Source organism: Paenalcaligenes suwonensis, from assembly GCF_011290505.1.
Taxonomy (GTDB): domain Bacteria; phylum Pseudomonadota; class Gammaproteobacteria; order Burkholderiales; family Burkholderiaceae_B; genus Paenalcaligenes; species Paenalcaligenes suwonensis.
Genome location: NZ_JAANPV010000003.1, coordinates 261,119 through 284,108, shown reverse-complemented (window position 1 = coordinate 284,108; position 22,990 = coordinate 261,119). Strand labels below are relative to the sequence as shown.

The window sequence follows — 22,990 nt, the reverse complement described above, 5'->3', positions numbered from 1 at the left end:
CTTTTTGTGCCGTAGAAACTTTTGGATACGGGGTGAACCGCACCAGAATTCGACTTATTTCAGTCGTGTTTCTTTGTACTCTACGTGCTTGCGAACAACTGGGTCAAACTTTTTGATCACCATTTTTTCTGGTGTATTACGTTTGTTTTTAGTTGTTGTGTAGAAGTGACCGGTACCTGCGGAGGATTCCAGTTTGATTTTCTCACGAATGCCTTTGGCCATGATGTGCTCCTTTTATATAGTGCAGGCTAACGCTTAAACGCGTTCGCCACGAGCGCGCAAATCTGCCAATACAGCATCAATGCCGTTTTTGTCGATCAGACGAACAGCTTGAGTGGATAGACGCAGACGAACCCAACGGTTTTCACTTTCAACCCAGAAACGACGGGATTGTAGGTTTGGAAGAAAACGACGTCTAGTTTTGTTGTTAGCGTGTGAAACATTGTTGCCCGACATTGGGCCTTTTCCGGTAACTCGGCATACGCGTGCCATGGTAATACCCCTTAAGAGTCTAATTCGGCTACCGCACCATAAGCCAGTCAAAAATAAGTGATGCTGAACTGTTAGTAACGCGGTTTAAGCACTTCAAAGCCCAAGCAAAAACTGCAGGACTAATAAAATCGTTCTAAAGCAGAACATTCTAATATGAATAAAGCTGCTAAATCAAGTTTCCGGATTGAGTCTGTGAGCGATGCGGCTTGAAAGCCACGACAAAGAGGCGCAGGCAGCGAGTACGCTCACCATTGGGAGCACGCTTTCGCTGTGCCACACGCTCATGGCTAAACCGGCTAATGCACCGCCTAACATTTGCAACGTCCCCATGCAGGCCGATGCAATGCCTAAGCGATGCCCTTGTTTATTAAGGGCTAAGGCTGAGGAGTTAGGGTAAATGAAGCCTAGGCTCGCCATAAAGCCCATGAGGCAGAACATGAGGCTGTAAAGATTGATCCACCCAAAAAGGGTAAGCAAGAGCGAAACAAAAATAAAACCTACCAGTGTATTTTCCGCTGTGAGCAACAGTTGCGACGGCGTGTAGCGGTTAAGCAGCTTGGCGCTAAATTGCGACGCAATAATAAAGGACAGCGCATTGAGCCCGAACAGTAGGCCAAAATAGGCGGGGTCAATGTTCATCTGGCTAATAAACACACGAGCCGAGCCACTAATGTACGCAAACATGCTGGCTGAGCCCAACGCGGCGGCGAGGGTGTAGAAGATAAAGCTGCGATCGCGAACAAGGTCTACATAGGTGCGTGCAATAAAGCCAGGGCGTAACGGGTTAACACGATCGGGGGTGAGGCTTTCTTTCAGGCTTACGATGGTGGCAATGCAGAGTCCCAAGCTAGCGACGCCCATCAGCACGAAGATGAGAGACCAACTGCCTAAACGTAGTAGTTGGCCCCCAATAATAGGTGCCAATATAGGCATAGCACCCATGACTAACATAATCATGGACAGTGCTTTGGCGGCATCTCGGGTTTCGAATTTGTCGCGGATGACGGCTCTAGGAATAGCCATGCCAGCGGCTCCACCAAAGGCTTGAATGATGCGCCACATGCTGAGTTCTTCAATAGAACTGCTAAGGGCACAGCCAAACGAGGCCAGTGAAAATAATGCCACCCCAAACACTAAGGGGATTTTTCTGCCGAACCTATCGGCAACAGGCCCATAGATCAATTGTGCACAGGCAATACCAATAAGATAGCTTGCCAATGTGCGTTCTACATTGCCTTGCGTGGTGTTCAAGTCACGAGCAATAGTAGGAAATGCTGGCAAATACATGTCGATGGCTAGTGGGCCTAATGCCGTCAGTAATCCTAGTAGTATCAACCATTTAGGTATTTTTTTATTGAGGTTTGAACGAGATGGTGCGGCAGACATGTAGGTAGGCTAGAGGAGGGTGAAAGAGAGGGCATACCAAGGAGGGGCATCACAAAAGCAGAGTTAGGTGCTACAGTATTTCTGCATAGATGCTGCGGCCAAGTGTAGCATGAGGCCGTGGTGTTCGAGGCGCCATAGAGGTAGCAGGCGTAACGCATTCTTTAGTTAAAAACAAAACTTAGGAGGCGGGTTTGAGCTCTATTTCAGCGATGGTTGAATCAAAATTGGCAGCATTGCCAGTCGTGGTTAGTCTAACGTTGCCAGACGGCAGCAGAGTGGGGCCAGAAGACGCGCAGTTGGCCCTAGAAGTTAAAGATACGGCCACTTTAGCGTTGTTATCAACGGGGCAGGTAGGCAGTCTGGGTGAGGCATATGTGGCAGGAACCTTTGATTTTAAAGGCTCCATACGCGACCTAATGATAGCTGCAGCGGCTATTTTGCCGGACACCCCCATTAATCAAGCCAAAGCTGGTGCATTTACAGGACTGATCAGTCGCCTACGTTCCATTTGGCGACATACGCTTGAGCGCGATGCCAAGCAGATTCAGTTTCACTACGACTTATCCGATGATTTTTATGGTTTGTGGCTAGACCCACGGCGTGTGTATTCGTGCGCTTACTATAAAGAACCACACTTTTCTTTGGCGCAAGCACAGGAAGCCAAACTGGATCACATTTGTCGTAAGTTACGGTTGCAAGCTGGCGAGCAGTTTTTGGATGTGGGTGCAGGGTGGGGCGGGTTGTTGTTGTGGGCGGCCGAGAATTATGGTGTGGAAGCAACGGGGATCACGCTCTCTAAAAACCAACATGCTTATGTCAGCAATCTTATAGAACAAAAAGGTCTAAGTGGGCGTGTACGTATGGAATTGTTGGACTACCGTAAATTGGTGGGCACCAAACAATTCGACAAGATAGCCTCTGTGGGGATGTTTGAACACGTGGGCCGAGCCCAATTGGGCGGGTATTTTTCTACGTTGCGTAGTTTGCTAAACCCGGGTGGTTTGATATTGAACCATGGCATTACGTCGGGTGGGGTAGAGCACGACCAGTTAGGTGCTGGGATGGGGGACTTTATTGAAAAGTACATTTTCCCGGGCGGTGAGCTTACCCATATTAGCTATGTATTGCGTCATTTGGCCGAGGGTGGATTAGAAGACCTAGACGTAGAGAATCTGCGTCCGCATTATGCCAGAACCTTGTGGGCATGGAGTGATGCACTAGAAGAACGCTTGCAGGAGGCGAGCACCATTCTAGCTGGGGAGCAGGGCTTGAGGTCGTTGCGTGCGTACCGAGTCTATTTGGCTGGGTGCGCCATGGGCTTTGAGCATGGTTGGATTGCGTTGCACCAAGTGCTAGCACAACACGCACCTACAGGGCGTTCAGACGAGCTAGATAATCCACGTGACTTAGCCTACCCATGGCGAAGAGACTACATCTATAAATGAGGTAACAACCCTCCCTTAGGTTGACCGCCAAAGGGAGGGCATCTGCTACTTCACGGCATCAATAAACTTATCAAGCAAAATGTTCTTGCCACAGATTACTACGGCCACCGCTTGGCCTTGATAGAGCGGTGCTTGCTTTAATAAGGATGCAACGGCTACACCGGCCGCACCTTCTACCATCCATCTATCTGTTTGTGCTAATAGACGCATGGCAGCTTTGATCTCTGCCTCGGTGACAAGACAGGTATCAGAAAGTATGTGTTGGCAGAGCTCGAAAGTGATGGAGTCGGGTTCTATACCACCGGCTGTGCCATCCGAGATGGTGTCAAACTCTTCCACATCAATAATCTTCCCAGCGGCTAATGAGCTGTATAACGATGTGGCATTACTGGGCCAGCAACCTACTATCTTTGTGTGAGGGCTGTGGTAGTGCAATGCTGTGCCTATGCCTGAAATAAGGCCTCCACCGCCTACGGCTATAAATGTAGCAGCCAGTTCTACCTCCGCTTCAGCAGCTTGCTCTGCTATTTCCATACCAGCCGTACCTTGGCCTGCAATCACCTCCACATCGTTGTAGGGGGATACAAAGGTTTTGCCTTGCAGTTTGGCTTGGCGGCTGGCCTCTAGTTCTGCCTCTAGTGGTGTGCCATCCACAACCACGACCTGCGCTCCCAGAGCGCGTATGGCATCATGTTTGAGCTCAGAAGCGTTGCTGGCGACGTAAACAGTGACGGGAATATTTTTGAGGCGTCCTGCTAACGCAATACCTTGACCGTGATTGCCGCTAGAAGCAGTAATGACGCCCTTGGTTTGTTCCTCGGCACTAAGTAGTCGAATTTTGTTGGTAGCGCCTCGAAACTTGAATGAACCAGTGTGTTGCAAGTGCTCGCATTTTAAATAAACCTGACACCCCGTCATGGTAGAAAGTAGCGGGCTATGAGAGAGGGGCGTGACGAGTACTTGAGGTCGAGTCAGTAGATGGGCATCGGTGATGCGTTCATAAAGATCGTGGTTCACTACGTGTTCCTTTAGGACAAAATCTGTTTCTGGCACAGCACGTGAGGCTGCCCTTATGTTGGGCGCGTTACCTAGCGGTGCTTAGCAAGATTATGGCAATGAGAGTGGTTGTTGGTGTAGCAAAATTGTGAATCATTGCTTCAATAGAGAGCTGAAAAAGCCGGGCATCAAAAAGCCCCCTTGGTTTCCCAAGGAGGCATAGACGCTTCACTTACCGCAGTTTAGAAGCGGGTGGTTAGGCCGACAAAGTAAACGCGATCACCGTTGTCGTAGTTATTATCACCATCTAGGGTGCTCTTACCTGTGAGGTTCAGAATACCAGCGCGCAAGGTGAGGTCTTTGCTAACGTTGTAATGCGTAGTCCAGTCGTAGGTGGTGTAGCCGCCCGCAAAAGTTGGGCCGCCACGAGCACCAGGAGCAGGCATCGTTAACTGTTTACCGATGTATTGCGCACTGAAATTGGTGGACCATTTTTCAGTAATGCGCCAGTTCACGTTGGAGTTGATGGTCATTTTAGGCACAACCAGCAAATCAGCACCTGTGGTTAGGTTTTTGGACTCAAACATGCGCGTCAGGTTGGTGTTCCAGCTTAGGCTAGGCAAAATAGGCATTCTGACGCTGGCTTCCAAGCCACGAGTACGTGCTTTTTGAGCATTCTCCATACGCGTTAACCAATAACCGTTGATGTAGCCCAGTGGCTGGTAATCAATTTTGTTTTTGAAGTCAGTATGGAAATAGGTGGCTTCTGCTGCCCAACCTTCGTAGTCGTAGCCTATGTTTAGTTCATAGTTAGTGCTGGTTTCTGGTGCTAAGTTGGCATTACCAATCATGTAGCAACCGCGAGAGCCATCAGCGTTGGTGCTGTTGGAGTTCCAGCCCATACCGGCTAAACCTCGGCAGCCGTTACCACCCGATTGTGTGGCGGCGTTAGGGGAGCTTTCTTTAAGGTTGGGGGCGCGGAAGCCTCTTGATACACCGCCTTTAACCGTCCAGTTGGAGGTGGGGTGATATACCAGATAGCCACGTGGAGACCAGTGTGAGCCGAACTTCTTGTCATGGTCCATACGTAACCCCATAGTTAGGGTTAGGTTATCCAATAAGTAAGACTGGCTTTCAGCAAAGGCAGACCAGTTGTTGCGACGCAGTTTGGATGAGCTGTTCGTGACCACACCGCTTGAGCCGCCAATCGTGTCGGCATTATCCAACTCTTCACGTTTCCATTGGAAGCCTGCGGTCAGCATCCCATCTACACCAAGCGTGTAGGGAATATCCATACTGCCATCAAAAACAGTTTCGCTGGAATTGCTGCCTACCGAGCTGCCTTTGTTTTCGTATTTGTTGTGATAAAGATTGAGCTTAGAGCTGTATTGGCCATATGTGCCGTTATGGCTTAAGCCGTAATAGTTGTGTACGAGCTTGGAAGAGCCCCATGCACCAACAACAGGTCTGCCATTACTGCCTACATCATTAGACGCTAATGAGCGTTGTACGCCTTGCGCTGCTTCTACAGAGATAGACTGGTTATCGGTAATGTCCCAGTTCAGTAATACATTGGCATTTTGTTTGCGGCTACCCGACGAACCACCAGCTAGTTCATCAGCGGCGCGACGTGACACACTACCCCCCACACGTATGCCTACTCTTTCGCTGATGGGCCCGCTTAGGTTAATGCCCAGTTTGAACTCATCACCACGCTTAGAACTATCGGGCTTGCTGTAGTCACTAGAGGCGCTGCCACTCCACACTTTAGAGGTTTTTCTAGTGATGATATTGATTACACCGCCCATGGCATCAGACCCGTATAGCGATGACATAGGGCCGCGCACCACTTCAATGCGCTCAATCATTTCCGGCGTAATCCAGTCTAAGTCTTGTTGGCCTAGGTCGGGACGGTAGTTGGTGTGTGCAGAAGAACCTTGGCGTTTGCCGTCTACCAGAATCAACGTGTAAGCCTCGGGTAAACCGCGCAACTTAACTTTGGATTGAGCGCCTGTTGAAGCATATCCGCCGGTGACACCAGGTAGGGTGCTGAGTATTTCTGCCAGCGATGATACGGGTTTTCGTTCAATTTCCTCACGAGTGATCACACTGATGCTAGCAGGGGCATCTTTGATATCCACGTCGGTACCGGTTGCTGTCACCACAATATTATTGAGTTGGCTGACAGTCTCTTCCGTTTTGGGATCTACGGTTTCGGTCGTGATCGTTTGGGCATATACCTGTGTCGCACTTAGCGTAGTGGCACCAAAAATAGCAAAACGTAGCAGTTGCCTCACAGCATTTGGAGTGAGGCTAAGCGTTGGGTAGGACATTTGACTAACTTCCCTGTAAATGGATTTGTGTAGTAATTTGTGACACGAATTCTATTAATTACGTAATACAAATGCAAATCGTTTTCATTTGCTAGTTGTTTTTTATCTCCGTGCACCTCTTAAGGTTATCGTCTCTTTTCTACTACTGTTTCAAGAATTGTTCTCATTATTATTATGAATACGCTGTTCTTGATTTGAATTGGTAATGAGAATGGGTATCATTGTTTTCGCTGTAAGAGTAAGGCTGCCAGAAGAGCAGAAGGCCAACAGCAGAGGCTAAACCCAGAAAAAAATTGGAAGTGGTCAATGAGATCTATATTTACCGTCAAGCGTTTGCCATTGGTTGTAGCTGGTGTGTTTGTTGCCAGCGGCGCAGTGGCCCAAGAGAACAGAGCTGTTCAACTGAATTCCGTGGTGGTTACCGCTACTGGCTTTGAGCAGGATATTAAAGAGGCGCCAGCCTCTATTTCCGTGATTACTCGTGAGGACTTGGAAAACAAGTTCTACCGTGATGCGTACGATGCGCTGCAAGATGTGCCTGGGGTGATCGTGACAGGTGGTGGTGATAGGCGTGATATCAGCATCCGTGGTATGAGCTCTAAGTACACGTTGATTTTGATTGATGGTAAGCGTCAAAGCTCATCCGAAACACGTACGAACTCAGACTCTTCTGGCGTAGAAGGCGGTTGGACGCCTCCGCTGTCTGAGATTGAGCGTATTGAGGTGGTGCGCGGCCCTATGTCTTCGCTGTACGGTTCAGATGCTATGGGTGGGGTGATTAATATCATTACCCGTAAAGTGCCTGAACAGTGGGGCGGTTCTATTCGCTTAGACACTACTTTGCAGTCGCACAGTCGCTCTGGGGATATTAATCAAGGTAACTTTACGGTAGGTGGCCCAATCCAAGAGGGTTTGTTGGGCTTGCAAATGTACGGTCAGTACACACACCGTGATGAAGATAATATCTATAACGGTTACCGTAAACGTAATGCCTACGAAGTAGGTGCGAAGCTTAGCTTTACACCATCGGCAGATCATAGCTTTGTATTGGAAGGCAGTTCTAAACGCCAGCAATATAACAATACTTTAGGCAAAACCGTTGATCCAACCACGCCGTTGGCCGTAATGGTTGCCCTAGCAGCTCCGAAACAGATTACCGTGGCGAGAAAGTCTCGTTAACGCATAACGGCGATTGGGGTTTTGGTACGTCTGATAGCTATGTGCAGCAAGAGGATTTCAACAATAAAACACGTTCTATGCGCATCAAAAATACCGATGCACGTACGTCGTGGGTAATGCCTCTGGGTGATCACTTGCTGACAGTTGGTGGCATGTATCAGTACCAAAAGTTGACGGATAAAACCGGTAACCAACTGAAAACAGGTATACAGAAAATTGATCGTACGCAGTGGGCGTTGTTTGTGGAAGATGAGTGGAGTCTGACAAACAGTTTTGCATTAACAGGCGGTTTGCGTTTTGATCACGACGAAAACTTTGGTGAGCATTTCAGCCCACGTATTTACGGTGTGTGGTCGGTAAATGATTTCTGGACGCTGAAAGGTGGTGTATCTACGGGTTTCCGTGCGCCAGACTTGCGTCAAACAGTGGCGGGTTGGGGACAAGTTAGCCGTGGCGGCAACATGTACGGTAACCCTGACTTGAAGGCTGAGAAATCCGTATCTCAAGAGCTGTCTGTGATGTATGACACCTTGGAAGGTTTCTCTGCTGGTGCGACATTGTTTAATAACGATTTCAAAGACAAGATCACTCGTGTGGCTTGCCCAGCAACGAAATGTACCGATGGCCCTAATCAGTTTGGCTCTGACCCAACCACGTACGAGAACGTCGATAAAGCGATCACTCGTGGTATTGAAACTAACTTTAGTTGGGATATGGCTGAGGACTGGACGTTGAAAGGTACCTATACTTTTACGCACTCTAAACAGAAAAGCGGTCCGAACAAAGGGCAGCCTTTGAATCAGTTGCCTAAGCATATGGCTAGCGTCAGTGTAGATTGGACGCCAACCGAGCAAATCAATACGTGGGCACGTTTGAATTACCGTGGTAAAGAAAGCCAGCCTGTATTGACAGCTTCATCTTCTGATTTCAGAGCACCTTCTTACACCTTTGTTGATCTGGGTGCGAGCTACAAGCTGAACAAGAATGTAGATTTGTATGCTGGTATTTATAACGTGTTTGATAAGCAAGTGACTTACGACGACTACGAGTACGTAGAAGATGGTCGCCGTTACTGGCTAGGTTTGGGTGTGCGTTTCTAAGAACGACACGACTTTGATGACAAAAGGCATGCAGAATTTGCATGCCTTTTTGTTTTAATTTGTAAGCTGAACACTAAGCGTTATTTTCTGAAAAAGTGGCTTGTCATCTGTGTGTGAGCTTCGTATGATCGCAGCGGAGCATTTTTTTGCGTGAGAGGTGGAGTATGAAAATAGTCTTCATCGTAATAGGGGCTGCTGTGGTGGCCTATTTGTTGGCCAAAGGCTTGTGGGCCGTTTTTTATAAAAAACATAAGTAACTAGGGATTGATAATGAGTATCCAAGCAAAATCCGGGAAAGTATTAGGCTTTCTTGGGGTAGTGGCGGTGTTGTTTGTTGTGGTGATGTTGATTGCTTTTGATGCCTTTTTTCAGGTGGATCAGGGTGAGCGTGGCGTGGTGCTGCGTAACGGGAAAATCGTTAATGTGGCTGAACCAGGCTTAGGGTTTAAAACGCCTATTCTGGATTCCGTGCGCTTTATTTCGGTGCGTGACCATAACGTAACTATGCCGTTGGAAGCCTACTCATTTGACCAACAACCTGCCAACATGAAAGTGTCGGTGACGTACCGCGTGCCTATCGATCGCGTGGCTGACTTATACAGTGAGTACGGTACGTTAGAAAACCTGCAAGCGCGCGTGATTGAGCGCCGTACGCCCGATGCAGCGAAAAACGTGTTTGGTAAATTTACTGCTGCCCGCGCGATTCAAGAGCGTGAAAAGCTGGGTGTGGAAACCGTACAAGCCGTTTCGACTGTGATGCGTGATGCGCCTGTGCAAGTTGTGGGTGTACAAGTAGAAGAGGTGGGTTTTTCTAAAGCCTATGAGCAATCCATCGAGCAACGTATGTTGGCTCAGGTACAGATTGAGACTACCCGTCAACAAGAACAAACGGCAGAAATTCAAGCCAATATCCGTGTAGTACAAGCCCGTGCAGAAGCAGATGCACAGCGTGAACACGCTAAAGCAGAAGCAGATTCCATCCGTATGCGTGGTGACGCTGAAGCCGAGGCTATTGAGGCACGTGGTCGTGCGTTAGCGGCTAATCGTGGTCTGGTAGATTTGATTGCTGCAGAGAAGTGGGATGGTGCGTTACCCACTACTCAAGTGCCAGGCTCAGCCTTGCCATTTATTGGTGTGCGCTAAGTAGTCGTTGGATGATCTGGCATCGATAGTGGATGCCATGGGGAACGAAAAGCAGACTTTTTAAGTCTGGCTCTCGTTCCCTTTTTTATGCGTGCTAGACTGGCTTTTGTTATTAAAAAACATAGTTATGAGAATTATTATCATTTATAATAATGGGTAGAGGTCTAGGTATCTAAGTTTTTGATATAGCTAAAGGAAGTTTATGTTTGTCGCTTCATCAGTGCGTAGTCTGCCGCGTCAGTGGTTGTGCAGCACGGCATTTGTTTTGTGTGGGGTGCTAGCGCAACCCGCTGTGGCAGTCACACCCACTCCGACCCCCGGTCCTGCGTATGCATTGCAGGTGGGGTATTTGCAGGATGCAGGCGAGGGCTTGTATGAGGTTCAAGTGAACCCTGAGAACGCGCTGGTGATGACGGCGGTGATTGATAGAGCGAAAGCCAGTGATGATGTGGGCTTTGTCTACGCCTTTGATATAGGAACAATGGAGCCTCGCTGGAAAACAGCAATGCCGCACCAGTCTTTCTCATTGGCTCAAGATACGGTGAACAACAAGCTGTTTGTGGGGCATGGCAAGAACAAGCCGTTGCGCATCAGCCGTGTGAATGTGGTCACGGGTGAACTAGAACAAACTGGTCCACGTCTAACCGTGCAGCCTGAGGGTTTTGAAGGTACCGAAGGTTTACGTCACATGATCTATGTGCCTGAAGCCAATGTGTTGTTTGTGGTGTATAGCTCTACCAGTTCTGAACAAACAGGCAAACAGAAAAGTCATAAGTTGCTCGTGGTGGACCCACAAAGCTTAGAGGTAATAGGTGAGGTGGAAGGTGCGTATCCGTCCACTGGTTATGCGTTGTCCTATGACCCTACAGAGAAGATGTTGTACACCGCAGGCCAGTTCATTAATAAGATTGATCCAATCAGCCGCAAGGTGGTGGGGTCGGTGGATGTGTCAGCGGCTAACCCTAGCATTACCAATATTTTGGGGCTGGCTGTAGATAGCGCAAATAATCGCGTGTTTGCGGCACATAACATTTTCCGCTCAGAAGGCGAAGATGATGGTGTGTATGTGTTTGATCTGAAAACGGGCAAACAGTTGGCGTTTGTGCGTACAGGTCGTGGCAGTATTAGCGTGAGCTATGATCCTGTGCGTGAACAAGCTTATGTGGCTAATTTCCGTGCTGGCACCATTAGCGTGATTAACGGTAAAGATTACCAAGTAAGTCGCCAATTTACGATTGGGCCGCTGCCCAATGAAATGGCGTTAGACAGCAGCAACAATCAGTTGTTTGTTGGTTTGAAAGAGGTTTATAGCCCCAATTCTTCCACCGGAGATTTTGTAGCTGGTGCTAAAGAGCGTTTACTCAAAGTGAACTTGCCTGTTCGTTGAGGTAACACCAAGGCCCCGATCGTGAACTCCCACGCGGGGCCTTTTTTATTTAGCGTATTTCAGTTTTTGCTGCAAAAACGGCAGGGCTGCGGTAGCGCTCAATCACATCCTCTAACGTTTCACCGCTACCACCTTTGCGAATCAGCCAATAGTTCAACGCCGACATCTTGATCAGAAAATCCTTGCAGTGCTGACGCGCTTCGCTTGTGGCATGGTAGGCAATGCTTAATACTTGCGCTTTCATCAGATCAGGTTCTTTATAGAAATGCTGTAGTAGATTGGTATTAACCTGCGACAGCAAATCGGTGTGTTCCCCAAAGTCGTGTTGGCCTACATGATGCCAATACAAATCTTCTTTCCCTGCGGGGATGAAAAAATCCACCCATTGACGGTAGTCGGGGTCCATTTGAATGGACAGCGACATCTTGCGCAGTATTTGGCTATTAGCGGACTCAATGGGGTTGTCTTGGCAGTAATCCGTTAATGCGCATACTTCCGTTAATAAGGCCATGTGGCTGGCATTAAGGTGGTTATAGCTCTGCATCAATTGCGCCAAGCCCTCTCTGAACTCTGCAATCTGTTTGTGCCCATCTTCAATGCTGTCTAGCAAAGGAGTGATTTGGTAGTTGTAGGCACAAATAGTGTGAAAGAAATCACTGATATTGTCCGAGGTGTTCTGCAAGGATTGCTTTAGCGTGTCTAAGTATTCGGGGCGGCTTTCTAGCATAGAGGCCAGTTTGACAGCGCCACGACTGGCTGCGTTATGCAAGGGTGAGGCCTGCACCACAATCTGCTTGATGTACAGCGTTGATAAGGTTCCAAGCGCTGCTTGAAATTCGTTGACGGTGACGGCTCGTACAGACTCATCTAATTGGCGCTTTTTGGTTTCACGGTTTTTTAAGCGTTGGTTAATGAGGAAGGTAATGGCAGATGCAAGAATGGCTAAGCTGGTGGCGATATCAACGCCCAGCTGCAGAGAGGTGATTTGCATAATAGGGAAGAGGTGGCGGTTGTGCCAGAAAGAAAACAGGTCGCAGAAAAAAGAAGGTTTTAAATCTGCGACCTGTGTTTGTCAAGAATGGAGTCGCTAGGACTCTAGGGGTGTGGCGAAAGGGTTAGCCACCAAAACGCCAGCCCACATTGACTTTAACGTTACGCCCCGTGCCTTGCCAGGAGCTTGGGTTGGTTGTGGCGTAGCCTGCTTGTGGGTCGGTGTAGGCTTTGTTAAGCAGGTTGTCTATGCCGAAATCCACACTTACTTGTTTGTTGATCTGCCAGGAGGCGTACAGGTCCAACAAGCTGTAGCCTGCAGCGTTAGGGGCTGTGGCTGATGAGCGCTCGGTAGAGGCGGTAGAGGACCAACGCACACCGTACTCTAGGTCTTGGTCTAGTGCACGGGCGCCAAGGGTGAATACAACGCGTTTCAATGGTGCGTTATTCAGTGGGTGGCCGCTATAGGTGTCGGCTGTAGCCAATGAACCATTTAAACCAGCATAGAAATTGCCGGTGTCGTAGCTGCTGTCTAGTTCAATCCCTTTTAGAGTGACTTTACCTACGTTTTGGTATTGGCTGTAGCTTTGCTTGCCTACTTTAAACTGTTCACGGTCAATGTAGTCGCGAACGCGTGTATGGTAGAACGACAGCTTAGTGCGCAAGGCGTCATTAGGCATAAAGACGGCATTGTGCTTCAGGTTCACGCCTATTTCTACGGTAGAAGCGCTTTCTGGTTTTAGATTGAAGTTGGGTAAGTATTCCAGTCTAGAACCATGGCCACCAACACGGAATGCCTCGGCCAGTGAGGGGGCTCTAAAACCCTCGGCGTAGGTAATGTAGGTGGTGACACCCTGAATAGGCGTGATACCTAAGGTTAGGCGTGGCGAAACGCGGTCTTTGGTAAAGCTATGAGTGACCTGATTTGTGTCTTGCCCGCGTAGTTTGAAGCGGTCATAACGCAGTGCACCGATAAGTTGCAGCCATTGGTTGTATTCAGCCTCCCATTGGCCATACACACCAAAGGCTTTGCTATCGCCAGAGCCAAAATTCTCGTGATCAGAGCGGCCTTTGATGTCAAAGCCGTCACCACCGTAGTTCAATGTATGGTTCCAGCTATCACCCGCAATGTTTGAGCGATTTTTCAACGCCCAGCCATTGGTGCGTACGCGGTACTCGCGGCTGTTCCCGTCTGTGACGCGGCTTTGGTCGCTGGTGGTGGCACTACGGTACAGTTCTGCTTGCAGGTTGATCAGTGGGTTAGTGGGGCTATTGAAGCTGTAACGTAGGTTAGCGGTGTAGCTGTCAGTGTCTGTGTCATCCACGCTGAGTGTGGGGCTGCTGGAGCCAGCCGATCGGCTGCTTTTGTAGCCACTGCCATACCGCAACCAGCCAGCTTTGATTTCGTGGCCGGGGGCGGGGCGATAGCTGGCTTTGACTAGCTGTGAGTTTTGGTGCTGATCGCTATACAAAATTCTATTGCCGTCGCCGTCTTTTTGTTCGTCTCGACCACGGTTCACTGTGCTGACAAGGATCTCGGCATTATCGCTGACACGTACAGCACCAATAGTGCGTGCTAGCCACCCTTTGCCATTGCTTTGGTAGCCGCCTTTAACGCCCACTGCAACGTCTTCGTCTTCCTCAAGGTAATCGCGGCCATCAATAGTTTCAAAGCTAATAGAGCCGCCAATCCCGCCTGACCCATACACGCCAGCTACAGGGCCGCGTATGACGGTAACGGCTTTAAGCATGTCAGGATCAATGTAGAACGAACCGTTACCGGCATGGCTAGGGCGCCCAAAGTCTTGTCGTACCCCGTCAATGGTCACCACGACGCGGCCATATTCTTGCAGACCACGGATATTGACTACAGTGCCTGGATCGTCCCCAGTGTTTGAGGCATTAACGCCGGGAATTTGATTCAGTAATGTCGCCGGGCTGGAGGCGTTTAAGAGATTGATATTGTGTTGGTCCAGGCCGGATACGTTATCCAGTGCATCAATCGCTTGTTGCTCACGCTGACTGGAAGATACGACAATTTTATCTAGCTGTACTGCTGTCTGTGCCCACAGAGGTGCAGTGCTTTGAATACTGAATAATGCAGCAAAAAGCAAAGAGTGCTTGAGTAATTGCTGCCCCACAGAATGGCGCGGGTTGAGTCTATCGGTCGTGGCAGGAACCGAAGTGTAGTACAACATAAACTACCTTGTAATGATAATAAGAATGATAACAATTATTATGAATTGCAAATCTTGTGGATTCTATCATTAATGATAATTATTCTCAATTGAGTGCTGTAGGTGTGTGTATTACGCACCGTTCACTAGAGACGGTAGTTGGTGTAAACCAGAGAAATGTGTGGGCTGAGAGGGGGGAGTTGGTGGCAGAGTGGCCGAGAAAGGAGGGAGGCCACCATTGACTGTGCAATGGTGGCTAGCAGTGTCTTAGCTCTTAACAGCGATAACTTGAATTTCAACAGTTAGCTCTGGTGCAGCCAGCTTTGCTTCTACGCAGGCACGGGCAGGTGCATGACCAGCAGGAACCCATGCGTCCCATACGGCGTTGAAGGCTGCAAAGTCAGCCATATCGGTTAGCCATACATAAGCGGATACTACGGCTTTTTTATCGGTACCAGCATCAGCCAGTAACTGATCGATATTGGCCAAGATCTCTGTGGCTTGGGCTGTGGTATCACCATCACGTTGAGTTTTGGCGACTTGGCCAGCCAAGACTACCATTTCACCGCTTAGGGGAAAGCTGACGACTTGGCTCATGCGGGCATTGCTATGCAAACGGGTGATCATCGATGGTTCTCCTCGATACAAATGAAAAAGTGCAGCCGATGGGGGTTGGCTGCACAGGTTTTACTGGGTGTTGCGAGTAGCCGCAGGTAAGCGTCGTAATAGACGGAAGGCTTCGTGTCTATCGCCACCACGGTGACCTACCCATAGCACTTCGGTGTTCTCCGGCGGGGGCAGTAGCCCTTGCTCTAAATTACGGCGGTTTAACTGTTGCAGAATCAGGTCGCAGCGCTGATCAAAAACTAAGTCTATATTGGTAAACGCATAGAAGGAAGCACGTTGGCCTAAGTTTACACCTTGACCACGCACGCACTCAGAGGGGGCTTTGTGGGTTTGTAGGGCTGTGAGCAATTCGTTGGAAACGCTGCGGTAGCTACGGGCATAGTCTAAGGAGGGCAGCCACAGTGTGACCAGCAATAGCCACGTGGCCAGCAAACCGCCTGCAGACAATACCGTTCCACGCCATAGGCCTGGTGGGTGACGACGTGTGCGCCACACGACTAGGGCAATCCAGCCCAATGAGCCTAAAACGGCCAGAGTCAGTGCAGGTACCGAGATAAAGGTTTCGAAGCCTACCGTTTGACGGGCAATGTTTTTGGCAATTTTAGGTGGCCAACCGGTTTGCTGTGCTACCCAACCTAGCCATACAGTGGCGGCGGTTAGCGAGAAACACATGACGGCAAACCAGTCTAAAGTGTTAATAATGCTACGGCGTAGTGTAGGTAGCGCAAAGGCGGCGAGTACCGCACTAGGGATAGCGAGCAAAGCAAACTCTGGCTCTGAGGCATTAGCCTGTACTAACAGCATCAAGAGTGCAGTAGCAAAGAGGGTGCAAGGCAAGAGCAGGTGTGGCGAGCGTAGCCAATGACGCCAGTTCCATGCGGCTAAGAGGGCCATGGGCCATGTGGGCCACAAGAACCACAGTAGGTCGCGTAGGGACTTATACAGGCCTGTTACGCCCGGCCAGCCAAAGCTGGCTTGGTTCCATAGTAGCCATTGCTGTGTCCAGTACAAACTGTAGGCTCGTGCTGGAAACCACCACAGTAAAAACAGAGCAATGCCTAGCACAACGGCAACAATTTGCCACTTCAGCACACTGCGAAATGGGCTGTGGAAAATAGGCAGCAGTAAGCTTGCTAAGAAGATGGGGGAGGCACCCACCGCGCCGCGTGTGAGTAGCGCGCAGGCAAGGGCTACACCTAGCAGTAACGTACCTGCAGCAGGGCGGTAGAGCTGTAAACTTAGCCCTAAATAAGCCAAAGCTTGAAATGCCATGATGGCTGGCACGTAGGAGGTTTCGTGCATGCGCCACATAATACCTACCGTGGCGATCAGAAAGAGCAGCGAGGCATCAGCCAGCATGCGGCCATATTCTGCTGGGGTAGGTTCACCGCCAAAGGGCAGTGGCAGAGGTTGGGCTTCACGGCGCTTTGCTAAGCGAAATGTGCCGTGCCAGACGCAATAACTCATCATGCCAAACCACAAAAGGTTTGGTACACGAGACGCCAAAATTAAGCTGTTTAACTCGGTGGTAAAGAGCGCAAAAATGGGGGCAAATAGCGTCATGCAGGCTAGGCCCACCCATGTCACTAACGGCCCGTTTTCGGCATAGGCCAAGCTACCTACTTGTGGGAGCAACACCGACAGCACACCATCGTTATTAAACGCGGTGAGCATGGTGGCCAAACCAATAACATCGTCTGTTTTCCATGGGTCACGGAAAATCAGTCCTGAAAGTATATAGATCAGGCCTACAGCAATCAGAATGCTGCGGGGGAGTTTGGCTGCGCCTGGTGAGGTTAGGCGTGCTGGAGAATAGCGATGTGAGGTAGGCACAAGTCAGGCAGAATGAATGATACGTGACAAGAATTATAGCGGAGGCGTAGCACAGGATGTGCGGGGCATAAAAAAAGGCAGCCAAGGCTGCCTTTTTTCCATGCAAAGCAGATTAGCTGCTTTTGCGTGTACCAGCTGTACGTGCGAAACGTGCGCGGAATTGTTCAACGCGGCCTGTTTCAACGATACGTGTTTGAGCGCCAGTGTAGAATGGGTGGGACTCAGACGTTACGTCACATTTGAACAGTGGGTAAGTTTTGCCATCTTTCTCGATAGTGTCACGAGTGTGCAGTGTCGAGCGAGAGATGAAGCTGTTGCCTGTTTGTTGATCCAGGAATACAACTTCACGGTATTCTGGGTGGATGCCTTCTTTCATGATGCTTTCCTGTTGTTCGTAAAGCGGATCGCCAACAGATGTATAAAAATGATCTGCCACGTGCCCTAGAGAATCACAGAATTCTAGCATCGACTTCTTTTTTAATAAAGTATGGCCACGAAAAAAAGCCATTTTATTCGTGCCTAATACCGTAGATTGTTGTTTTACCGGGATGGCGTGTTTCTTACAGCAGATTGTTCTCGGCCATAGAGTTTGCATAGCCAGGGGTAATGATTAAGTGGTCCAGTAGTTGTACATCTACGAGTTGCAGGGCTTGTTTTAGGTGTTGGGTCAGTGCGATATCGGCTTGGCTGGGGGCTGCAACACCAGACGGGTGGTTGTGCGCCAAGATAATGGCGCAGGCATGGTGTTGTAATGCAGCACGCACGAGCTCGCGTGGGTACACCGAAGCTTGGTTAATGGTTCCTTTGGCGATTTCTTCGGCGGTGATGAGCTGTAGTTGGTTATCCAGATACAGCGCTAAGCAGTGCTCTATAGGTTGATGTCCAATACGAGCAATGCAGTATTGTTTAACCGTTTGTGGTTGATTGAGCGTAGGCCCGCGTTGCAGTTGTTCTAGTAAGGCGCGCCTATTAATTTCGCTAATAGCCAACACTTCGCAGCTTTTTGCCTCCCCTATGCCATGCACGCGTTGTAGCTGGGTGGCAGAACTTGCTAATAGGCCTTGCAAGCCCTGAAAGTGCTGCAGTAAAGCCTGTGCCAAGTGCAGCACATTACCCTGCCTAGAGCCTGTGCGAAGTACAATGGCGAGTAGCTCAGCATCTGAGAGCGTGGCGGCCCCGTGACGCAAGAGTCGTTCTCTAGGCCGTAAATTATTTAAGGATTTGACGCTTGATGCCATGAGTAGCACTAAAATAGCAGGTTGATTGTTGAATTACCGATAGGATGACAGGCCTTGAACGCTCAAACTGATGCCAGTGATGTGATTGTCCGTGAGGATTCTTACCTGACACTGCACTACTGCATTCAAATCATGTCTGGCCCCGCTGCCGGAACCATGTTTGCCAATACTTTTGATGGCCACCCAGCTACATTGCAGATGGGGGTGGGGCAATGGTCTGCAGGTTTAGAGGCTGTGCTGTTAGGCAAACCCGAGGGAGCTACGCTACATGCGGATTTGAACCCTGAGGATGCGTATGGCGAACGTAATCCTGCATTGTTGCAGTGGATTAGTCGTGAAATGCTGGCGCAGAATGTCGCACAAGATGAACACTTTGCACCGGGCGATATGGTGGAGTTTAAGGCGGTGAATGGCATGCGCTATTCCGGTGTCTTGAAACAGCTAGACGAGCAGGCGGCATTGTTTGATTTTAACCATCCATTGGCAGGGGCAAAAATCCGTCTGGATGCAAAGATTTTGGGGGTGTTATGACCACACAACATGAGTCACTGACTGACTTAGATATAGTCTTGGCACAGCCGCGTGGCTTTTGTGCTGGTGTAGATAGAGCCATTGATATTGTGGAACGGGCCTTGGAGCTGCATGGCCGTCCTATCTATGTGCGCCATGAAATTGTGCATAACCGCTATGTGGTGGAAAATCTGCGCAACAAAGGTGCCATCTTTATCGCTGAATTAGAAGAAGCGCCTGCTGGCTCAATTGTGGTGTTTTCTGCCCATGGTGTGTCGTTGCAAGTACGCGAAGAAGCCGAAAAGCGTGGCTTGAAAGTGTTTGATGCTACCTGTCCTTTGGTGACCAAAGTGCACGTGGAAGTGTCCCGCATGCGTAAAGATGGTCGTGAAATTATCATGATTGGCCATAAAGGCCACCCTGAGGTCGAAGGCACATTGGGTCAGGCCGACAGTGGCATGTATTTGGTGGAAACGGTAGAAGATGTACAAAACCTTCAGGTTACCGATCCAGATAACTTGGCTTTTGTGACACAAACCACATTGTCAGTGGACGATGCAGCACAAGTTGCGCAGGCATTACGTGAGCGTTTCCCTACCATCGTGGAACCCAAGAAAAGCGATATTTGCTATGCCACTCAGAACCGCCAAGATGCAGTGAAATTTATGGCGCCACAGTGTGATGTGGTGTTGGTAGTGGGTAGTGTGAACAGCTCTAACTCTAATCGCCTACGCGAAGTGGCTGAGCGTAAGGGCGCACGTGCGTATTTGTTGGATGACCCCGCCATGATTCAACCTGAATGGTTAGATGGTGGTAAGCGCATTGGGGTGACCGCTGGCGCATCGGCTCCAGAAGAGCTGGTAGACAAAGTGTTGGATCGTTTGAAAGAGCTAGGCGCGCGTTCTGTTCGTACCTTAGATGGCGTGGAAGAAACTATTTCTTTCCCACTACCACGCGAACTGTCCCGAAAAATAGACGCTCAATAACGAAGTTTCAGGTTTCAAGATGTTGCCGTTAGGCTGATCATGGTGTCAAAGTGTTAAATAACTCAAATCATGGCAGCAAAACATCGGGGTTTACACTTGAATTTCGTTATGATGATACAGTTTTGAATCTTTAATCTTAATTCTTGCTCCATCAAGGTGATCAATGAGTAAAAAGAAAATAGTCATAGGCGCAGTGGTCGTATTGGGCGCTGCATACGTAGGCTCAAGCTGGTATGTGGGTTCCAAAACCGAAACAGTTATTGCAGCACAGTTGGTGAAAGCCAATGAAAAACTGGCTCAACAAACTGCCGGTAGCGGCGACTCGGTGCGTCTGGAGCAAGTAAGCTACGAACGCGGCGTGTTCTCTTCGTCTGCCGTATACGCACTGAAAATCAACATGAACGGCAAAGATGCAGAAATGCGTTTTTCCGATCATTACAGCCACGGCCCATTCCCTGGTGCTGCATTGGCTGATGGTGTCTTTTCCCCTATGTTGAGCTACAGCCAGTCTCAGTTGTTGAACGAGGCGGATGGTGCTGAATGGTACAAAGTGACCAATGGCGAAGTGCCAGTGAAGGCCACTAGCCAAGTGAAACTAGGTGGCGATGTGAAGAGCCACGTGGTGTTTGCTCCCATCAAAGTAGAATCCAAAAAAGGTGTATTGCTGGAAACTTCCTTGGCAAACCTGTACTTGGATGTGGGTAAAAACTACAGCTACACAAACAGCGTTGGTGATTTGGCCTGGATCGGTATCAGTGAAGCGGCTAAAGGCGAGCGCATGCTGTTCAGCGAAGTGACCTTGGAAGGTGCAAGCACCGATAAAGGTGACGTAGTTTCTAGTACTTACAAAGGTGCTGTGAAGCGTACAGAATACAGCTCTACTGCTGAAGGCGTAGTGGTGGTTCTGGATGGTCTGCACTTTGACGGCGAAGGCACACAAACAGGCACTATGTTGGATCACGCAACCGTTAACTACGGTTTGAACAAACTGCTGATCAACGATGGTGACTACGGTAGTTTTGATCTGGGCTTTGCGCTGAAAAACATCGATGTCAAAACTCTGCAAGAGTTGGGTGAAGTAAGCGAAGAGCTGGAAGACAACCCAGAAGTAGCTGAAACCTACTTGCTGCGTTTGTTGGAAAGCAAACCAGAAATCACTATCAAACCTGCTGCATGGAAAAACACAGGTGGTGAAAGTGTGGTCAACGCACAAGTTGCTTTGCAACCTGCTGTAGATGAAGAAGATCCACTGGCTGCTGTAAACAGCCTGACTATTGACGCATCTTTCTCGCGTAGCATGGTTAGCGCTATCTTCGGTTCCGAAGAAGGTTTCATGCGCTCCATGATCGACATGGCCTTTGATGAAGGCTCCAAAGAATACGCCAACATGGGTCTGGTTAGCTACGACGGCAAAACCACCAAACTGGATCTGAAATACAACTCTACAGACGGTACTGTAGTGTTGAACGGCAAAACGATGAGCTTCGAAGAGTTCTTCATGCTGTTGATGGAATCCGGCTTGGGCAACCTGTTGATGTAAGCTGGTTGTGAAGACATAAAAACCTGCTGGGAAGTTTCTCAGCAGGTTTTTTTATGCCTTAGCTGGGGACTGGCTGAGAAGTAGAAAGCTAAACGCCGTTCAGCCTATGGCAGGTGCTATCAGGCGATGGTGTAAATAACACATAATGGGCTGGCTTCAGAGAGGTGAGTGATGAATAAAACGAAAATAGTCTTAGGTGCAGTTGTTGCTGTAGGTGCGATCTATGTAGGCTCAAGCTGGTATATAGGCACGAAGACAGAAAGCATGATTGCAAAGCGTGTAGCCACAATCAATGAAACGCTGGCGCAGCATATAACAGATGAAAACGATTCCGTTCACTTGGAACAAGTGAGCTATGAGCGTGGTGTGTTTTCTTCTTCGGCTGTGTACACGTTAACAGTGAGTACAGCGAAGCGAAGTGAGGAAATGCACTTTTCGGCTCACTATAGCCATGGACCTTTTCCCATAGAGGCGTTGTCTGCTGGCGTGTTCTCGCCCATGCTGAATTACAGCCAGATTTTTTTGTTGAACGAAGTCAGTGGGACAAAGTGGTATGAGGTTACCAACGGCGCAGTGCCTGTTCAGGCTACAAGCCAAGTGAAATTTACGGGAGCAGTGAAAAGTGATGTGAGGTTTGCTGCGTTGAAAGTGGATTCCTCAAAAGGCACAACACTGGAAACGTCACCGGTGCATCTTTATGCCGATGTAGGTAAAGACTTGCGCAGGGTAGAGGGCTCGCTGGATATTGGGTGGTTAACCATTACGGATACCCAGCCAGCCAGGCGGTTGCGTTTTGAAGAGGTTCGCCTAGAGGTAGAGCGCACAGAGCAAGATGATGGTGTGGTTTCTGGGCGTTATGAAAACCGCAGTAAGCATTTAGCGTTCAGCTCTTTAGCCGAAAATATTACGGTGGTGCTGGATGATACGGCGCTATCTATGACGGGAACGTGGCGCGACGAGCTTATTAGTAGTGCGGTAGCCAAGTATGAGCTGGGGGCTATACAGGTTAATGGGCATGATTTTGGCAGTGTTGTGTTTGGCGGTGAGCTGAAAAATCTAGACATCAAAGCAGAGAAAGCGCTGAAGCAGGCCAGAGTGGAGTTTAAGGATGATCCGGAGGCGCTGAAGGGGTATGTGCTGGATTTATTAAAGAACGAGCCTGAGGTGTCTATTAGCCCTTTGGCATGGAAAAATACAGGGGGTGAAAGTGTGATCAATGCCATGATTGCGTTCCAGCCTATCGTCGATGACAGCATCCCGTGGGCGATGATTCGCAACCTGTCTTTAAATGTTTCCCTATCCCGCCGTATGGTGAGTGCAGCGATTAAGCCTACAGAACCGTTTATGCGCACGATGGTAGATAGAATCTTTGATCAAGGGGCTCAACAATATGCCGCCTTGGGTGTGATTAACTACGACAGGGAAAATGCGTCAGTAGATCTGAACTATGACGCTGTAGCTGGCACGGTAGTGTTGAACGGCCAAGCGATGAGTGTTGAGGGATTTTTTGCGCTAATGAAAGAGGCCGGTTTGGGTAAACGAGAGCAGTAAGCGGCTTGTTCCGAAACCGAAAAGACAATAAAAAACCTGCTGGGGAAATTTCCTAGCAGGTTTTTTATGTCCCAGAG

The 22,990-nt window shown here is 49.1% G+C and carries 18 protein-coding genes and 1 pseudogene; 8 read left to right on the top strand and 11 right to left on the bottom strand.

All coding sequences use genetic code 11. From position 1 onward, the window contains the following. Nucleotides 1-54: 54 nt before the first annotated feature. From rpmG to GY634_RS06565, 3 genes are all read right to left on the bottom strand, one after another. On the bottom strand, nucleotides 55-222 hold the full coding sequence (rpmG, locus tag GY634_RS06575) for a 50S ribosomal protein L33 (RefSeq protein WP_166407741.1): 168 nt from the start codon (nucleotides 220-222) through the stop codon (nucleotides 55-57). Between the two features lie 33 nt (nucleotides 223-255). Continuing rightward, nucleotides 256-492, bottom strand: a complete 237-nt coding sequence (gene rpmB / locus GY634_RS06570; RefSeq protein WP_135865095.1) for a 50S ribosomal protein L28 — start codon at nucleotides 490-492, stop codon at nucleotides 256-258. Nucleotides 493-663: 171 nt separating this feature from the next. Next, nucleotides 664-1,878, bottom strand: coding sequence for a multidrug effflux MFS transporter (locus GY634_RS06565; RefSeq protein ID WP_166407740.1), 1,215 nt, complete (start codon nucleotides 1,876-1,878; stop codon nucleotides 664-666). 191 nt (nucleotides 1,879-2,069) lie between these two features. On the opposite strand from GY634_RS06565, the gene GY634_RS06560 reads away from it, so the two are divergent. Continuing rightward, entirely contained in the window at nucleotides 2,070-3,323 is a 1,254-nt protein-coding gene (locus GY634_RS06560) for an SAM-dependent methyltransferase (RefSeq protein WP_207625523.1), read from the top strand. Nucleotides 3,324-3,368: 45 nt separating this feature from the next. Here the strand turns inward: GY634_RS06560 and GY634_RS06555 are convergent, their stop codons facing one another. After that, entirely contained in the window at nucleotides 3,369-4,340 is a 972-nt protein-coding gene (locus GY634_RS06555) for a threonine/serine dehydratase (RefSeq protein WP_166407739.1), read from the bottom strand. A gap of 221 nt (nucleotides 4,341-4,561) precedes the next feature. Next, nucleotides 4,562-6,652: a TonB-dependent receptor domain-containing protein gene (locus GY634_RS06550; RefSeq protein WP_166407738.1), complete on the bottom strand. Its 2,091-nt coding sequence runs from the start codon at nucleotides 6,650-6,652 to the stop codon at nucleotides 4,562-4,564. Nucleotides 6,653-6,958: 306 nt separating this feature from the next. Between GY634_RS06550 and GY634_RS06545 the strand changes: the two are divergent. From GY634_RS06545 to GY634_RS06535, 3 genes and pseudogenes are all read left to right on the top strand, one after another. Further along, a pseudogene (locus tag GY634_RS06545) lies at nucleotides 6,959-8,931 on the top strand (ligand-gated channel protein). Nucleotides 8,932-9,201: 270 nt separating this feature from the next. Next, the gene (locus GY634_RS06540; RefSeq protein WP_166407737.1) at nucleotides 9,202-10,074 is read left to right on the top strand and encodes a prohibitin family protein; all 873 of its coding nucleotides are present in this window, start codon (nucleotides 9,202-9,204) and stop codon (nucleotides 10,072-10,074) included. A gap of 202 nt (nucleotides 10,075-10,276) precedes the next feature. Further along, nucleotides 10,277-11,461 carry a YncE family protein gene (locus tag GY634_RS06535; RefSeq protein ID WP_166407736.1) on the top strand — a complete coding sequence of 395 codons (1,185 nt, stop codon included), beginning with the start codon at nucleotides 10,277-10,279 and terminating at the stop codon, nucleotides 11,459-11,461. A gap of 49 nt (nucleotides 11,462-11,510) precedes the next feature. On the opposite strand, the gene GY634_RS06530 is transcribed toward GY634_RS06535, so the two are convergent. The 6 genes from GY634_RS06530 to radC all read right to left on the bottom strand — a co-directional run bounded on the left by GY634_RS06530 (nucleotide 11,511) and on the right by radC (nucleotide 18,326). Continuing rightward, nucleotides 11,511-12,452, bottom strand: a complete 942-nt coding sequence (locus GY634_RS06530) for a hypothetical protein (protein ID WP_166407735.1) — start codon at nucleotides 12,450-12,452, stop codon at nucleotides 11,511-11,513. Nucleotides 12,453-12,576: 124 nt separating this feature from the next. Continuing rightward, nucleotides 12,577-14,649 (bottom strand): TonB-dependent hemoglobin/transferrin/lactoferrin family receptor, encoded by a 2,073-nt coding sequence (locus GY634_RS06525; RefSeq protein WP_166407734.1) that lies wholly within the window; start codon nucleotides 14,647-14,649, stop codon nucleotides 12,577-12,579. A gap of 246 nt (nucleotides 14,650-14,895) precedes the next feature. Continuing rightward, on the bottom strand, nucleotides 14,896-15,255 hold the full coding sequence (locus GY634_RS06520; protein ID WP_166407733.1) for a RidA family protein: 360 nt from the start codon (nucleotides 15,253-15,255) through the stop codon (nucleotides 14,896-14,898). Nucleotides 15,256-15,315: 60 nt separating this feature from the next. Next, complete coding sequence (locus GY634_RS06515; protein ID WP_166407732.1) at nucleotides 15,316-17,088, bottom strand: ArnT family glycosyltransferase; 1,773 nt, start codon at nucleotides 17,086-17,088, stop codon at nucleotides 15,316-15,318. Between the two features lie 112 nt (nucleotides 17,089-17,200). After that, nucleotides 17,201-17,464: a type B 50S ribosomal protein L31 gene (locus tag GY634_RS06510; RefSeq protein ID WP_166407731.1), complete on the bottom strand. Its 264-nt coding sequence runs from the start codon at nucleotides 17,462-17,464 to the stop codon at nucleotides 17,201-17,203. A 184-nt stretch (nucleotides 17,465-17,648) separates the two neighbouring features. Next, nucleotides 17,649-18,326, bottom strand: coding sequence for a RadC family protein (gene radC, locus GY634_RS06505; RefSeq protein WP_166407730.1), 678 nt, complete (start codon nucleotides 18,324-18,326; stop codon nucleotides 17,649-17,651). A gap of 54 nt (nucleotides 18,327-18,380) precedes the next feature. Here radC and GY634_RS06500 point away from each other — a divergent pair, with 54 nt between their 5' ends. The 4 genes from GY634_RS06500 to GY634_RS06485 all read left to right on the top strand — a co-directional run bounded on the left by GY634_RS06500 (nucleotide 18,381) and on the right by GY634_RS06485 (nucleotide 22,913). After that, complete coding sequence (locus GY634_RS06500; protein WP_166407729.1) at nucleotides 18,381-18,857, top strand: FKBP-type peptidyl-prolyl cis-trans isomerase; 477 nt, start codon at nucleotides 18,381-18,383, stop codon at nucleotides 18,855-18,857. Further along, entirely contained in the window at nucleotides 18,854-19,822 is a 969-nt protein-coding gene (gene ispH / locus GY634_RS06495; RefSeq protein ID WP_166407728.1) for a 4-hydroxy-3-methylbut-2-enyl diphosphate reductase, read from the top strand. Before GY634_RS06500 ends, ispH begins: the two co-directional genes overlap by 4 nt. Before the next feature lie 163 nt (nucleotides 19,823-19,985). Continuing rightward, nucleotides 19,986-21,362 (top strand): YdgA family protein, encoded by a 1,377-nt coding sequence (locus GY634_RS06490; protein WP_166407727.1) that lies wholly within the window; start codon nucleotides 19,986-19,988, stop codon nucleotides 21,360-21,362. 171 nt (nucleotides 21,363-21,533) lie between these two features. Beyond that, the gene (locus tag GY634_RS06485) at nucleotides 21,534-22,913 is read left to right on the top strand and encodes a YdgA family protein (protein WP_166407726.1); all 1,380 of its coding nucleotides are present in this window, start codon (nucleotides 21,534-21,536) and stop codon (nucleotides 22,911-22,913) included. Nucleotides 22,914-22,990: the final 77 nt, after the last annotated feature.

Coding starts and splice junctions, on each gene's coding strand:
- rpmG (WP_166407741.1), bottom strand. CDS start 222: ATGGCCAAAGGCATTCGTGAGAAAATCAAACTGGAATCCTCCGCAGGT.
- rpmB (WP_135865095.1), bottom strand. CDS start 492: ATGGCACGCGTATGCCGAGTTACCGGAAAAGGCCCAATGTCGGGCAAC.
- GY634_RS06565 (WP_166407740.1), bottom strand. CDS start 1,878: ATGTCTGCCGCACCATCTCGTTCAAACCTCAATAAAAAAATACCTAAA.
- GY634_RS06550 (WP_166407738.1), bottom strand. CDS start 6,652: ATGTCCTACCCAACGCTTAGCCTCACTCCAAATGCTGTGAGGCAACTG.
- GY634_RS06540 (WP_166407737.1), top strand. CDS start 9,202: ATGAGTATCCAAGCAAAATCCGGGAAAGTATTAGGCTTTCTTGGGGTA.
- GY634_RS06535 (WP_166407736.1), top strand. CDS start 10,277: ATGTTTGTCGCTTCATCAGTGCGTAGTCTGCCGCGTCAGTGGTTGTGC.
- GY634_RS06530 (WP_166407735.1), bottom strand. CDS start 12,452: ATGCAAATCACCTCTCTGCAGCTGGGCGTTGATATCGCCACCAGCTTA.
- GY634_RS06525 (WP_166407734.1), bottom strand. CDS start 14,649: ATGTTGTACTACACTTCGGTTCCTGCCACGACCGATAGACTCAACCCG.
- GY634_RS06520 (WP_166407733.1), bottom strand. CDS start 15,255: ATGATCACCCGTTTGCATAGCAATGCCCGCATGAGCCAAGTCGTCAGC.
- GY634_RS06510 (WP_166407731.1), bottom strand. CDS start 17,464: ATGAAAGAAGGCATCCACCCAGAATACCGTGAAGTTGTATTCCTGGAT.
- radC (WP_166407730.1), bottom strand. CDS start 18,326: ATGGCATCAAGCGTCAAATCCTTAAATAATTTACGGCCTAGAGAACGA.
- ispH (WP_166407728.1), top strand. CDS start 18,854: ATGACCACACAACATGAGTCACTGACTGACTTAGATATAGTCTTGGCA.
- GY634_RS06490 (WP_166407727.1), top strand. CDS start 19,986: ATGAGTAAAAAGAAAATAGTCATAGGCGCAGTGGTCGTATTGGGCGCT.
- GY634_RS06485 (WP_166407726.1), top strand. CDS start 21,534: ATGAATAAAACGAAAATAGTCTTAGGTGCAGTTGTTGCTGTAGGTGCG.